General features: G+C 45.4%; 6 protein-coding genes. 4 read left to right on the forward strand and 2 right to left on the reverse strand.

What is annotated here, in order from left to right:
• Positions 1–77: 77 nt before the first annotated feature.
• Together AC5JP1_RS05965 and AC5JP1_RS05970 are read right to left on the reverse strand one after the other, a co-directional pair.
• Positions 78–5072: a translocation/assembly module TamB domain-containing protein gene (locus AC5JP1_RS05965; RefSeq protein WP_493843515.1), complete on the reverse strand. Its 4995-nt coding sequence runs from the start codon at positions 5070–5072 to the stop codon at positions 78–80.
• 100 nt (positions 5073–5172) lie between these two features.
• On the reverse strand, positions 5173–8568 hold the full coding sequence (locus tag AC5JP1_RS05970; protein WP_493843516.1) for an autotransporter assembly complex protein TamA: 3396 nt from the start codon (positions 8566–8568) through the stop codon (positions 5173–5175).
• Between the two features lie 448 nt (positions 8569–9016).
• Here AC5JP1_RS05970 and AC5JP1_RS05975 point away from each other — a divergent pair, with 448 nt between their 5' ends.
• The 4 genes from AC5JP1_RS05975 (at position 9017) to AC5JP1_RS05990 (ending at position 15402) form a co-directional block, all read left to right on the forward strand.
• Positions 9017–10348, forward strand: coding sequence for an MFS transporter (locus AC5JP1_RS05975; RefSeq protein WP_443524544.1), 1332 nt, complete (start codon positions 9017–9019; stop codon positions 10346–10348).
• 217 nt (positions 10349–10565) lie between these two features.
• A complete protein-coding gene (gene coq7, locus AC5JP1_RS05980) occupies positions 10566–11204 on the forward strand; it encodes a 2-polyprenyl-3-methyl-6-methoxy-1,4-benzoquinone monooxygenase (protein ID WP_493844442.1) in 639 nt (212 codons plus the stop codon).
• 220 nt (positions 11205–11424) lie between these two features.
• On the forward strand, positions 11425–12606 hold the full coding sequence (locus AC5JP1_RS05985) for a tetratricopeptide repeat protein (RefSeq protein WP_493843517.1): 1182 nt from the start codon (positions 11425–11427) through the stop codon (positions 12604–12606).
• A gap of 324 nt (positions 12607–12930) precedes the next feature.
• Positions 12931–15402 (forward strand): esterase/lipase family protein, encoded by a 2472-nt coding sequence (locus AC5JP1_RS05990; RefSeq protein WP_493843518.1) that lies wholly within the window; start codon positions 12931–12933, stop codon positions 15400–15402.
• The last annotated feature ends 389 nt before the right edge of the window (positions 15403–15791 follow it).

Here is a 15791-nt window from a genome sequence, read left to right on the forward strand (position 1 = left end):
GTTTTTTGTTGGGTAGCAATTATTCAAATAGATTTAATTAACGTCAATAGTGAAATATCTGTCCTTTAGATACGTTATTAAAACTGCCAACTGTAGACGACATCCACGGCGTTTTCTGCCGCTGAACTCGCTTCTACGTAAATACGGCGAGTCAACTGATAGCGAACCGACAGACTGTTTTGAGCATTGAACACGCCCACTCCATAGCGGATATACAGATCAGGGGTCACGTAACCAGTGACGTTGACATTAGTATCTTCACTACTGCCTGAGGCATCGACCGTTAGACTCTGTAGGCCAAAAGCTTGGCCAATTTGGTTGGTTAGACCACGTGTCCCACTCAAGCCAAAGCTCAATCCAGCAGCGGCAAGATTATTGGTCACCTGAGACTTAAATCCTTGCTCACTGATTTGAGTGGCGCTCTTATTATCAATACGTCCTGTTACCAGAGCGTTCATTGCTTGTTGCTGGGTCAGTCCTGCATTATTGAAGACAGTGATGTTCGGACTCTCTGTACTGCCTTTCACACGTACGCCTACTGTTTTGCCAGTGATCGTTTTGACAGCTTCAATACTCAATATCGGCTTCATCACATCACCATTGAAGCGTACTTGACCATAATTAAGCTCTAAGTTCTGACCAAAGGCATTGATATTGGTACGGCGTGAGACCTGTACGACACCTGTTGCGCGCATGATACCTGTGCCGCTTTGTGTGATATTAATCGCACCTGCTAATGGAATAACGGCACCAAAACCGCGGAAATTAATATCATCACCCAAATCGACACCGATATCAGCGTTGATTGACCATGGTTTTGAGATGGCTAATACTTCATCAATGTTACCAATTAAACGACGGTCCAATACGACGGCATCTTCAGTTTGAGTGATGATGTCTTCACTGGCTTCTGGTGGACGTATGGTAGCTGAGGGTACGCTAATAGCGCCTTTGATATCGACATAGCGATCACTTGGGCGCACGATAATATCGATATCAGGATCAATCTCAGCCACTAATAATGGTGGCTGAGTGATCACTAAGCGCTCGCCAACGATACTTAATTTGGCCTGAAGCTTTTGCTGCCAGTTGACGGTACCAGACAATTCACCTTTACCATCACCGCTGTTGAACGTCCCATCGATAGTCGCTTGCGTACCGCGTATTTTTGCTTCGGCATTCACGTTGGTTAGATTGACTGGTAAGTCAAGCATCGCGACGCGGCCGTCAGAGAGTTTTACATCACCGTAGAACTGCGGCTTAGTCAAAGTACCTCCCAGTCCGCCTGCCATCGTGACATTACCTCTTAGGACACGCATACCCGGGAAGAAAGGCTTTAATATCGCTAAATCAAGCTCGTTGAGCACTAGGGCACCAGAGATTGGCTTAGGATCTTTGTAAGGATCAACGACAACCTCAGCATAGCCACGGGCACCGCGTCCTGTATTGATATCAGTACGCAGCTTAATACCTTCCGGCACAGACAAAGCTATAAGAGAAACGCGCTTATAAGGCAAGGTCATTGGCGTGCTATCGCCATCTTGAATCAGGCCGATTTTGCCATTGTCTGAGTATAGGGTTGTGTTTATGGTTGGTGGACGCCCCCGTTGCCAGCCGACAACGGCTTTACCGTTGATTTTGCCATGCCAATCAATATCTTTTGGTAAAAATACTGAAAATAGTGAGGTGTCTAAATTCTGCAGTGCCACATCGACTTCACCATTGGATGGTGAAGCGACCAGTTTTTGGCGCAGGCATAGCTTGCCCGTTTGGTCAGCCGCCTGCCAGCAATGCGCTGCTAACTGTACCTTTAGGTCTGTATTGTTGCCGTTTTGGTTATCAGGCAAGTTCACAATCAACTGTGCTGGCTGTAATTGGTTTAAGGTGGCGTATTTGGATTTGACGCGGCCTTTACCAATAACCCCTGACCAGCTGAGCTTATCTCTATCAAAGCCACCTTTGAGTCTGGCCCCAATATCTAACTTACTATTGGCGACGTTTAGATCGACTACATGAGATTTTTCAGTACCGTTAAATGATGCTTTTATACTATCGAAACTTTGTCCAGCAGCATCTAATCCCTCAGCAGTAACGATGAGCTGACTGGGACTATTGGCTAAGTTGACAAGCTTGCCGCGGATACGGCCCTGACGTAAGATAAACCCTGGTAGTGCAAGTCGTTCACCGACCAAGTCGATATAAATCGTTGGTAACGCCTGTCCTGTTGGCTGAGCCAATGTGGCGCCGCCAGTCACTTTTCCAGCAAGCTTATCAGACAATTGATCTAAACTTGTGATATTGATTTTGGTTTGCAGCTGTTTGGCATTGCCATTGGCAGTGACGTAGTTATCACCCCAGCGCAGCACTAGATTATCAGCGTTCAAACTATCCACTAAAGCATTTACTTGCTTATATTGTGCCTGTGCATCCTGTGCCTGCAGACGCTTAAAATAACTGGCCACATCTTTTGGCAAGCGCAGTTTTGCAGCCAAGCTACCTTTGGCACTGAGTGGTTGACCTTTTAGCATACCGCTCAAGTTTATTTGATTGATATTGATGGTCTGCTGCGTATCACCCCAGCGACCATCGGTATCGATAGTACCCGTGATCAGGCTTGGCGTGTCTTTTAGGAAATACCCAATGTTGAAACGATCCATGACTGCATTGATATCCCAGGCAATGCCTTGTCGCACATCGACTGTTCCTTCTGCATTGATACTACCTGCTGCCCCTACATGACGGAAGCGATTGATACGAATCAATTGACTATCGCCGCTGGCTTCAATATTAAGCTTACCTGCTGGCAATTGCTCAGCATCCAAAACCCCATCGAAGTTAATGGCAAAACGCTGCAATTTACCTGCGGCATTCGCATTGTTTTTAGCAGGAGTTTGCCACTCACCGCTGGTTTTTAGATTGCCTGTGATAATGGCTGGATTGTTGGGTAAAAAATACCCTACATTAAATTTGTCAAAGCGGCCGTCGACATTCCAGCCGATATTGTTCCGTAGATCTATGACGCCTTTTGCATTGACTGCACCAGCTTCACCGTTATAGTTTAACTTGCGAATACTGATTAGCTTTGGTGTACCAGCAGCATCAATTGAGAGACGACCTTTTGGTACATCTGCTGTATCGACCTGACCATCAAAGCGCGCGTCAAATACAGACAACTCACCACCCACGATATCAACACTGGCATCGCCACTACCTGTCAGCCCAATAGCACGGCCGTTCTGCGTGGCATCAAGCTGCGCCTGTAAGTCGGTATTGTTTAAAGTAATCACATGACGCTGACCACTTACACCGTTTTTGCTGATATTGAGCAATCGGCCACGAGCACTTAGGCGCCCTGTAAGACGCTCAAGTGGTAGGTCGCTACGGTATTTTTTAGGCAGTAGACCTTTGGTACTGGCGTCGATCTGCCATGTCAATGGGCGGTTACGGTTTGCAAGCTGGATCTGCCCAGTACCTGATAGATCACCCACGATACCATCGTAATTGAGTCGATTGATATCAATGACGTCACCTGCTTTACGTAAGCGCACGTCGTAGTTACCCTTAGGCGCAGCGTTGAGCTCATTAATAACTGCATTGGCATCGACTGATAAATTCGAGCCACGAACGATAACATCTGCCTGACCACGAGGACTGTCGATATTACCGATATTAGGGACATCGCGGCGGATCAGATTCTGCCACGTGGCATCGATATACCAAGGCGCCACCTGCTTAGATTTAGCAGAGGTTTTGCCGCGGACCATATTCGCATTGATATGTTCACCATCTCGCTGGCGTAAGTCAGCATCGATCTCTGTATTGCCCATAAGGTTCTGCTGCTGATAGCGTAGTGATAGTCTGCCATTCAGTGTTTGCGGGGCATAAGCTTTGAAATCAGCATAATCATTAGGGATAGCACGGCGAATATCAAAATTACGACCCGTTGCACGTATCGTGGCATCAAAGCCGTCGCTCCAGCCTAAAATACCTTGTAACGCCAGACGCCCCGCTGGGACATCAGCCTCCAAACGATCAATGCGCAATTGGCTATCGGCAATGACCGCGCGCCCTTGATAATGACCTGACGGAATGTCCTTTGCGGTCAGCTCGGTATTGATACGCAACCTTATTTCGGAGATAACCCCTGACGCCGTAGCCGTACCGCTTTGTAAACGGATATCTTGGCTGTCGGCATAAGGGATCAGAATATCATCCCATTGTAATGTTGCGTCAAACGGTGCGCCTGCATCTAACCCCTGCACCACAAAATCACCACTGACATCACTATCGTTGTAGCGACTACGCACCTTACCAACAGTACGTTTCAGTGTACCGGTCGCACTAATATTTAATGGGTCAATGTATGCTTTTTCAAGCGCACTGACTTCAGCTATCGCGCTCAGATCTAATGGATAGTCGCCTTGTAGATCAATCTCACCTTGTAGCGCACTTATTTTGACGATATCAGCATACTGCAAATCACCGCGGCCTACGGTCACGGTACTACCGACCCACGTCAGATCACGAGCTGTAATATTATTGATAACAACCGGATCTTTGGTAACTTGTCTATAAACGATTTTGTTAATTTTTGCTTGGTCAAAACGTAAATTAATGGGCAGTTTTAAGGTTTTATAATCGAACGGCTCACCCGTAGGTGGTTTTTTATTGATAATTTCGATGGTATTTATATCAGCATCACTCAGATGCACTTCTTTTGCAAATACTGCACGCCAGCCTATTTTGACATAGGCTTTGTCTACTAATATCTCAAGGTCTTCAGTTGCATCGACATCGATATCAGTTACCCAAATACCGTCACGCAAGTTACCGCGTCCATATTTAAAATCAATACCCGTCTCAGCACTGATTTTTTCTAAAATAAACTTGGTACCAGCATCGGTGCCTGCTGCATAAAAGAATATCGCAAACATAATCGCGAGTACGATAAGAATCAGTACCAGCAATTTGATGAGAAATGATAGCGGATACCAACGCTTGACTGCGCGGGCATCGCGCTGTGCTGGATCTTCATCTGGTGCGTGGTTAGGCGGGGTATTTTCTGTCAGCATGACACTCAACTACGTTAAAAAATGATGACCAGCGATCGGCGCGATGGGTAATAGATAAGACGGTTTAAACAATCTGATTGCACGTTTATAAAGCGAGCACTTACAATGGTGAGCCAATAAAGAAATGTAGGCGCACAGGAATACTTTCTTCTGTCACCCCTGCGGCGACATCGACGCGTACCATTCCAACAGGAGATGCCCAGCGAATACCGACACCAACGCCGACTTTTGTCTCAGTCTCAAAGTCTTTGTCATAGGCGTTACCAACATCGGTAAAGAACGCACCGCGAAAGCCTGGTCTGAACTCATAGTTATACTCTGCACTACCGACCGCCAATACTTGACCACCTGTCAGATAACCATTTTCTAGCGGTGACAGGCTCTCGTAATCATAGCCGCGGATGCTCTGATCACCACCTGCAAAAAAGCGCAGCTTATAAGGAACATCATAAAAATCATCCGCCCAAATATAACCACCATTCACGCTACCTAGCACTTGGTGTTTGTTGTCGTCACCGAAACTATAGATACCGCTGACACCAGCACGAACGATTGCCAAATCCGTATCACTTAGTGCTTTATCAGCACCTGCTTCAATCGAGTAATACTGACGTATACCGCGCGTCGGGTTAGTAGCACTATCCGTATCAGTCTTGTTCATACCATAGCCAAATAGCAACGCTTGCTGCTTAGGGCTGGACGAGGTAAAGCGTATCGGCAAGTCGTCAAGCGCTGCTCCATCAACACCCGTCTCAAGCTCATCTAAACGATAGCGCACAGAGTAGCTGCGATTCCAGCCATTATCACTACGGATATTACGTGCTAGCGCTGCTTTTAGCGTTTTGGTAGACAGATCAAAGTTACCTTCACCTTGGTCAATGACTTCTTCTTCATAAGTAAGACGTGCGTCCAACTTATCATTGAGTGGATGATTCCAAGGGCGACTGGCATAGACCGCGACGTTTTTGCTGATTCTTGAGACCTCAGTCTCTGCACCTGCTTGATAACCTTGACGGTTCAGCAAGTTGTAATCTATCTTTGCCGTCGCTCGAACCCCTGTATCCGTACCATAACCCAAACCAACTTGAGCGTCACGGGGCTTATCAGCAGCTACAAAAACATATAGCGGTATTTTTTTGCTCGTCGCAACGTCTTGCGGCGTTTTGCGTCCCGCTAATGTCGGAGGAACGAAGTTTTCGTCGGCCAATATACTTTCTTCGTCAGGGAATATCTTTTGCGCCACGTTACTGATTGAGTCACTGATTTTTCCTAATAGATTATCAGCTTCTTGGTCTTTTTCATCTAGCACACGATCATTTGGTAGGCGGCTTAAGCGCTCTGCTTTTTGTCTTATTGCTTGTAGTTTATCGAGCGTCGCTTCATCAGCTTCAAATTCGATGGCAGCGATATCAGCTTCGTTGACCATCTCCCCGCTGTTGGCAGTCGATGCGCTGTCACCTTCACCGCCAATATCGCTATTGTCGTTGAGAGTATCTTCTCTATTAGTCAGGCTAGCAAACCCATTACCATTGGCAGCATCTAAAATACTGTCGTCATTGACATCATCATCTAATGTACCATCGCTATTGGTAGGCGTGTTGTCAAACGCCAATGTACTCGCTTGACTACTATCATCAGGTGGCAGTATGGACTCGACATTGACAGTATTAAAGTAACGGGTCGCTGATAAGTCATTACTGAACTTTGTCACTGATGGGCGATAAAACGGGTCGCCTGGTGTGAATTCGTACAGTTGCTGCAGTAATGACAACTCTACTGGTAGTTTGTCAGGGTCTTGTGTCAGCGTGTTGGTCTTTTTGTCATATGTAAAGAAAACCACATCATCAAACTCATAGCGGTCACCTGTGTTGTATACCAACGAGACATCAGCTTTGTTGTCTGGCAAGATAATATCGACAGATTTGTTCAACCAATACTGATCAAAATATCCGTAGGTATTACTCAAAGACTCAAGCGCAGCTTTGCTACTCTTGTACACACGGTGGTTGAAGATATCACCTTCTTGGGGTGGCAGCTCTGTTTTGAGCGCAACAAACTCTTCTTGCTCGCCACCTTCACCGCGAATCTCAACAATACGGCTGTCTACAAGTACAGGCTCGCCCAGCGCCTCAATAACAACGTTGACTGTATCGCGATCAGGCTGGCTCAAACGTAGGGTAACATCATAGTAGCCGACCGCTTTTGCCGCATCTAGTGCCGTCTCACGCAAGCGTGGCAATGCTGCTGTAAAATCAATAACCGACTGTACCGACGTATCATCAAGTGTAGCTTTGATGTTTTTTATCGGTTGAATATCGTTATCAGCCTCGACAAGTACAGCCTCACCATTAGGGGCATCTTCAGCTGACAGTTGCTCTAGATAGACAGTGGTCTCTACATTCGGCAGCGCCATCACGCCGCCGTTGAAAAAGCGATTATAGAGACGCTTAACAATATTGCCTCTGTTGCGAGCACGTGGCTTTGGTTTATCGGCTTGTTCGATACTTTGATTTACCGCTTGGGTATTGCTTTCGTAATCGGGTAAATAATCATCAGGATTGATAATTTCTGCAGGCGTACTGCCTTGATCTGATGTATCGCTGTTGCCCGCTATTATCTCATTATTGATATTATTTGCTGTATTGACACGTCCGCTACTTACAGAATCACTGACATCAATAGGACGTGCCATGATCTCAGCAGTAGCTGCCCGTTCCTCTATCGTCTCCCCTGTACCTAAGGTATCAAGATTGCTAGGTGTGGGTAGATTGGTCGCATCCAGATCAATATCCAAGCCTATAGGCGGTGTTGTATCATCTAACGTGGCGATTGGCGCATCAAAGGCACTGTCGCCACTGATATTATTTATGTTGTCAATATCTTGAGCGTTTTGCAAGTCCAGCATCGCAAGCTCACGATCGATCTGCTCAGGCGTCATCATCTGATAGCCTTGCTGCTGTACGGCCGTTGCCTGCTGCAACAAATCATCATTAAAGAGGTTCGAATTTCGAAGGGTGTTGTTTTGGGAGCTGCTACTTTGAACATTGCTACTTTGAACACTGCTATTTTGAGTGGACGACTGATTAGCACCAGAGGTTTGGTTACCTAAGGTTTGTTCGTTATAGTCATCTAAGACCGACTGATCGATGATGCCTTGTTCTACGGCTTTTTTTAGACGCAACGCATCCAAGGCAGCATTTAGCTGGGTATCATCGTCTGATAGCGTAGCTGATTGATTGTCAGCAGCTTGGTTACTAACCATCTGATTGCTGGTAAATTGGTTTGTAACCCCTGTGCTACTGGTTGTTTCCGCCAATGCTACAGGGGCAATACTGACTAGACTGGTTGCTAGCGCAGTACAAAGTGCTGAGCGCTTAAAATACATACGCGGCGCGGTGACATAGACGCTTTGAATACTGGTGTTGCTTTGAATACTCACCCTATCACGCTGCTTTGTGGTTGTGTTGCGTGCTCGAGTTAAAGGGTGCTGTGTCATATTTGTGTCCTATCGCCTCACACGGCGCACTTTTATTAACGATAGCTATCGCTAAGTCTGACCGGTGAATAAGCTTATCGCAGTTTGCTGAATGAATGGTTGACTACTTTGCTCTCAATGATGGACGTTACCAATGCAAACGGTAGCACTAGAACCATGACACCATACAGACAGTTTTGATTGATAGCAGGTCGTCAACTTTACCGTCGCTCTCACCTTTTAATACAACCATATAAAATTTATAAATCATAACTTAGTTAATTATGAAATCATAGCGCAGGTTACATGTATTTTTACCTAAGCCTTGCTATTATACGGCTTAATATTCATAAAACCTATGCTATATTTTGATAAGTTTTTGATAATACTGACGATTACCATAATACTATAAGCTATATTCAGGGCTTTTTCTTACTTTATTAGCCGCGTCTCATCTGTAGGAACGTTCATGTCCAATCAGTTTCAGTTGTTCAAGCGCCGCCGTTTTAGCGCCATGTTTTTCACGCAGTTTTTGGGCGCGTTTAATGACAATATATTCAAACAAGCGCTCATATTGGTTCTTACCTATACCGCTGCCAGTCAGTTGGGTGTAGAAGTCAGTATTTTAAATAATTTGGCGGCAATGCTATTTATTCTGCCTTACTTTTTGTTTTCGGCATTGGCAGGACAGATTGCTGATAAGTATGAAAAATCAAAGCTCACACGATTTATCAAAATGCTTGAGCTGGTCATTATGGCAATCGCTGCGGTTGGCTTTGTCTTTGAGTGGTATGCGCTCTTATTTGTCGCCTTGTTTTTGATGGGGACGCACTCGACCTTCTTTGGACCGATTAAGTACGCGTATCTGCCCCAAGCTATGAAAGAAGATGAGCTGGTCGGTGCTAATGGTCTGTTTCAGATGGGTACGTCCTTGGCTATTCTTGTAGGTATGATCGTCGCTGGTATATTGACTCAGCTATCACAATCGTTGTATTGGATCAGTGCCACGGTATTAGTTGTCGCTGTATTAGGCTATCTAGCGGCTCGTTATATTCCTAATATGCCAGCCATGCAGCCGGACCTCAAGGTCAACTGGAATATCATCACTACCAGTTTGTCCACGGTACGCTACTTATATTCGCTGCCGTTTTTATTCTTTGTCATTCTTGGCAACAGTTGGTTCTGGTTCTATGGGGCGACCTTTTTGACCCAAGTACCAGAATTTAGCAAGGTGATTTTGCACGGTGATGAGTCAGTCGTTATCTTTTTATTGACGCTGTTTTCGGTCGGGGTATCGATCGGATCACTATTATGCAAATCGTTGACCAAAAATCAAGTGAGCTTACGCTTGCTGCCGTTCGGTATTGCTGGATTGAGTATCTTTGCTATTGATTTGTACTTTTCCCTATCCAGCTTAAACATAAACGTGAATAATGATGTATTGCTCGGTATTGGTGATTTGTTTGGTACGAGTGGTAGCTGGCGCGTTTTTGCTGATTTGTTCTTTTTGGGATTCAGTGGTGGTTTATATATTGTGCCTTTATATGCCTCTATGCAGGCCTATGCCCCTAAAAGCCATCGCGCACGTATTGTAGGTGCTAATAACATCTTTAATGCGATATTTATGGTGACATCAGCGATTTTTGCGATTGTTATCTTAAACTCACTAGGACTAAGTCTACCGCAGCTATTCTTGGTAACTGGTGTGCTCAATATTGCCTTTGGTACTTTTTTATACATTAAATTGAACAAGCATATCAAACATGCCGTCATTCAAACCAATGACGAGATAACCCCATAAGAGTGATCTTATAAAAAACAGTCCTATGAACAGGCAATATTGAACTTGGTTGGCTATAGCAATTGATAGTGCTCAAGATCATAATATTGATGCCGATAATTTGGATTGTTTGCTATAGTAATGTGCATAAAAGCTGTGTATAGGATTATTGCCTGAGAGCAGTCGCTAGTCTTATTTTATTGATAGAATTTAACGCCATCAGGAGTGAACCATGGCCCTGCGTCCCTTATCCAAAGTCGACCAATTACTACTTGGGGTCGACAAAGCATTACGAGCTGTCGTGCCAAACTCAAACCCTAGTGCGCGCCCGTTACCGGTGAGCAGTGATGAGATTCCTGAGCTGACCATCACTGAGGCGCGTCATGTCGCAGGATTGATGCGTATCAACCATACTGGTGAGGTCTGTGCGCAAGGTCTATACCACGGGCAGGCGTTTGCAGCCAAAGACACAGATGTAAAACAAGCCATGCAAGAGTCTGCTGAAGAAGAAGTCGATCATTTGGTCTGGTGCGAAACGCGCTTAAACGAGCTCGGTAGCCATGCTAGTGTCTTTACACCGCTTTGGTATGGCATGTCTTTTGGGCTGGGTGCAGTCGCAGGGGCGATCTCAAATGAGTTTAGTCTGGGGTTTGTCGCGGAGACAGAAGCGCAGGTCAGCGAGCATCTCCAAGACCATATTAATCAGTTACCACAACATGATCAGCGCTCAAGAGAGATACTGGCACAAATGGATATCGAGGAGCTGCATCATCGCGAATTGGCTCTAGCGAGTGGCGGCGCTGCATTGTCACCACCTGTCCGCCAGACCATGCGCTGGATGGCCAATCGTATGAAAGCCACCGCTTATCATTTGTAGGTATTTGTAGATGAAGGCATCGTTGTTTTTATCACTAGTAAGGCGCGTACTGTTGAGCGTATCCAATACTAGCGATTAACAATCCTACCACAGATAGCGTAAAGCTTAATTTGCTAGGGTATTAAAAATTTGTACGATTTGGTAGTGACGATATATCCCGATGATCAACCGGCCAATGAATAAATAACGACTAAATAAATTAAACAAGGTAATGATTTCTATGAAAGCTATCTACTCTAATAATACTGCTGCCAAGTCACCGAACAAGTCACCGAAGCTTGCAACTTTGACCGCCCTAGCTGCAGCCTGTACGATGATGCTATCAGCACCTGTACATGCTGCAGAAGCTGATGCTACAGCTACTTCGGTACCCAGTGCTGTAGACTCGAGCAAGCGTGTGATTCGTCTGGCAAGGCCAGGTGCAGCGGCCAATACCGCTCAAGGTACAACAGAAGCTACTCCTTCTAATGGCACTCAGTCAGTTGGTACTCAGACAATGATGCCGTCAACCAACGCTCAGCCTAACCGTACTCCTTTGAGCACGGCACAGGCAGCACAGATGATGCAGTCAAGCAATACTCAACCAAATCGTGTACCTGTCAGCGCCGCTCAGCCACCAGCATCACAAATGATGAGTCCAGCTAATGCTCCCGTGATCAGCGGCACCACTCGCGTCTATGAGCCTGGTCCAATGTCTGCTGCCGGTATTGATCTTCGTAGCGGTCAGTTGCCAAATATTCCAACACCGCGAGTACAGCTTTCAGATATGAGCTTTGTTAAGACCGTACTGATTCCACAGCAAACAGGTCTAGGTACTGATAAACTTGACGTCAGCTTACTTGATGATTTCATCGCAGATGTATCGCCCAATGCTCGTCACTATCCACCAAACTTCCCTAACCGCACTCAGCGCCATTACACTCGCGAAAAAATCAAAGTCTTGACTGACTGGATCGAGCCATATGCCAAATCACCAAATGCCTCTTATGACGTCTTGCTCCGTGCAGCCAAACTAAATGGTATGGGTCGAAATCTAGATCTAGGCTCAGACTATACGGTGCGCGGCGGACAGTATGTCGACCGTGCTATCAAAATTCAGCCAAATAGCGGCGAAGCTAATTTCTTGTACGGTATGATGCTATCAGAAGGTGGCGGATTTAAGGAAGGTCAAAAGTATCTAGAGAAAGCGGTTTCTGTTGGCTATACCGAAGCTGAACAAAGCTTGGCGCAATCAGACCTACTCAGTGATCGCCGTGCTAATGCATTAGAGCGCTTACGTCGCCTTGAGGGACAATACCCTAACAATACGGTTATCCCTCAACAAATCAAACTCGTTGAAGAAGGTAAGTTCTACATTTGGGATATTCCAGCACCTGACATCAATGTCAAACCCGGTGCGTAGATTGAGTCTGCAGGTTTATGGCTAAAATGAGTAAACAACAGCACTAGCCTGGCACAATAGCTCCAAACAAAAAAGCGCCTTTGTTCTATTAATATAACCATTAATACAAACACAGGCGCTTTTTTGTGTCTGTTACAATAATAATTATAGCGCTCTAGTGGTTACTTCAGCTTATTCAGGCAAATACTCTCATTTTGAAGCTTACCGCTTAGTCATAGCACCTCAAATAACATAGTCTAATGTCACAAGTTGCGCTACACTCATTATAGTCAAAAGTATTTTAATTAATCTCTTCTCAAAACTACCCTTTTACTGGACTGACCTATGACTCCTGTTAGCCCTAGCAAGCATACGATGATATCCACCAATAAAAAAACGCCGTTTGTTACTTCAGTCGTATTATTGGTAGCGGCTACCCTACTACCAGCATGTAGTGTCGTCTCGGTAGAAAGACAAGCATCAGCCAAGACCATCTCAGCACAGCGCGGTAACATCGTCACTGATAATGAGCTGAGCAGCGATACTGCATCTGCCTTGTTATCTGCAGGTCTAAATGAACAAGCCTGCTTGCAGCAATTTGAGTTGTGTTTGACCCAGCTTACTGACAGTATTTTAAATAAGCACTACCGACCTGCACTGGCTATTTTTGCAGAATTGCACTACGCAAAAGCGCGCCAGCTCGCTGATTCACAAAACTGTCGTAATGCCCTTGCTCGCCCGCCACTTGACCCCTATTATGCCAACGCGCCTTTGAGCGACGCTGATGCGAAAAAACAGCAAGACGCAACCAATCTATGTCTCAATAGCTATCAGGAACGACTATTTGACGCCGTAAAATCTAGCTATACCTATTTATTTTATGACAGCTTGACCCATGACTTTGAGGGTGCCGATAAGAGTTACAGCAGTGCCCACGCACAGACTCGCATCCCAACTGACAACGATATTCAGACCCAAGATATCTACAATGCTGCCAGCAATGATGTCATCACTCAACTTTATCGATCGACAGAAGACGCCGATAAGTTGATGAATGACACAAAGGTAGAATACCTGCCCATCCCTGCTGCTAAACGCGATAGTAGCGAGCAAGCAGCCATTGCCAATCGCGCACCGCTACAAGGCAAAGCGGTTGATCAGATCAAGGTCATGAATGTACAAGTAGATGGCTATAACCTTGGTATTTATTTGCCAAATGAAAACAACTATCTGCAAAATGCTCATAAGCAAGACTCTGCACTAGCAGATTTAGTCTCCACTTATGAGCTGCGTTTGTCTGGACTCAACTCTGTCAGTAAACGCCCAGGTTTGGGCATCAGCTTGGTTGCTTCATTGGACGATCGTTATACCACGACGATTCGTCAGTTGCTCACGTCATCTCTATCAGGTCGATTAGCCGATGATGATAAGAATAAAACAGAGAGTGAACCAAGCACTCGCATTTACCCTACAGGTCACCTACTGCTAACAGGCCTGATAAAACCAAGCGGTGATAGCGTATTGGATGTGCTGGGTAGCCGTCAGCTCGACGTTCATTTGTACAACCCTTACCAGACCGAAACTGTCAACGTCCTCAACGATAACTACCCTTTGGCTGCCAACTTTTCAGCAGGCTACGGTATGTGGCTGGCAGAAAACCAATTGGATAGTGTCGGCTACCTGAACTTGATCACGCGTCAGCCGGAGGCAAGACTGCCTAAACTCTTTATGCTTGAGCCTTATGATCCTGATAAGCGTGTCATCATTATGCTGCATGGTCTGGCCTCGAGTCCGGCAACATGGGTTAATCTGACCAACGATATTCTTAATGACGACAAACTGCGTGACAACTACCAAGTTTGGCAGATATTTTATCCAACCAACTTACCTATTTTAGAAAACCGCTATCAAATTCAACAGTTAATCAATAGTACTTATGAGCAGACGGATCCCAATGGGCAAAACCGCGCCAGTCAGAACAGTCTGATTATCAGCCACAGTATGGGAGCACTCATTGCCAGAATGATGCTATCTGATGATGATTTGGTTGATGACTTAGACAGACTAGATGACCAAGAGGTGCTGTCCAATAGCGAAAAACGACAAATTCGTGATGCACTCAAAGCCTCTTTCGGTGAAAAAGAACTCAAAAAAAGGTTTGAGCTACAATCACTGCCACAGGTCGACACCGCTGTGTTTCTGTCCGCACCCTTTCGAGGTACTGACTATGCAGACCGCTGGTTCACGCGTGCACTGCGCCGCATTGTCTATTTGCCAGTTGGGTTGGCGAAAACCGTCACTGATAACTTAGCCACCATTGCGACACAAGGCGATCTGGCGCAAAACCCATTAGGGGCCTTGTATTTACAAAACGGTGCCAGTCAGTTAAGTAACAAATCCTCCTTTATCGAACTGACCAAAGACCTGACGATTAATGACCGTGTGACCTATCATTCGATTATTGCCAATAATGATGCCGACATTACCCAAGGGCTAGCACAAACACAGCCAGAAGGTGTCAAAGTCGACCTATCTCAAGCGACAGAAAAAAATATCGAAGACGAGAATGCTAGTGTTAGCGTGACAGAAAACACATCAAATCAGTCAGATAAGCCAACAGTCGCAGCGGTGACTGTCAATGATGACATTAGCCAAGCACTGACTGAACGCCTGTCAGATGGTATCGTCCCTTATACTAGCGCGCACTTAGATGGCGCTGCTTCTGAAACTGTTATCAGCGGTGGTCATAGTATCCAAACCAATCCACAGACTATTTTGACGTTACGAAGAATACTTCATAAACAGTTACAAGAATGATGTATGTTTTTGTTATCTATGGGTATCTGGTAGCGTAGATCACCACACAAAAACAGAGACAGCAGCTTTCTTAAACGATATGGCTAATTTTTAAGCTGTTGTTTTTTATAAAATTAATATTATTTTTCAAGGGCGATTAGCAGTTATTTCGATGACTGTTAGGTACGTGACTGGCTACCTACTCGGGTTGCGTGACTATCTAGGGAAGCGCATAATATATCTATAGCACATGACTGTAATATATGAATTTATAGGGACATAAATTATTCAATCCAGCTAAACCGTGACTCGCAAGCTTAGCCACAATTTATGCCTAATGTTGCTAAAGTTTGTATCACCAAAAGCCATTGCCCGTAATCATTGTCACCTTGATCTATGTACAGTTACGG

It is taken from the genome of Psychrobacter sp. H29 (assembly GCF_059073055.1).

Bases quoted from the DNA above. Each gene is read 5' to 3' on its own strand.
- AC5JP1_RS05965 (WP_493843515.1), bottom strand. From the start codon at position 5,072: ATGCTGACAGAAAATACCCCGCCTAACCACGCACCAGATGAAGATCCA.
- AC5JP1_RS05970 (WP_493843516.1), bottom strand. From the start codon at position 8,568: ATGACACAGCACCCTTTAACTCGAGCACGCAACACAACCACAAAGCAG.
- AC5JP1_RS05975 (WP_443524544.1), top strand. From the start codon at position 9,017: ATGTCCAATCAGTTTCAGTTGTTCAAGCGCCGCCGTTTTAGCGCCATG.
- AC5JP1_RS05985 (WP_493843517.1), top strand. From the start codon at position 11,425: ATGAAAGCTATCTACTCTAATAATACTGCTGCCAAGTCACCGAACAAG.
- AC5JP1_RS05990 (WP_493843518.1), top strand. From the start codon at position 12,931: ATGACTCCTGTTAGCCCTAGCAAGCATACGATGATATCCACCAATAAA.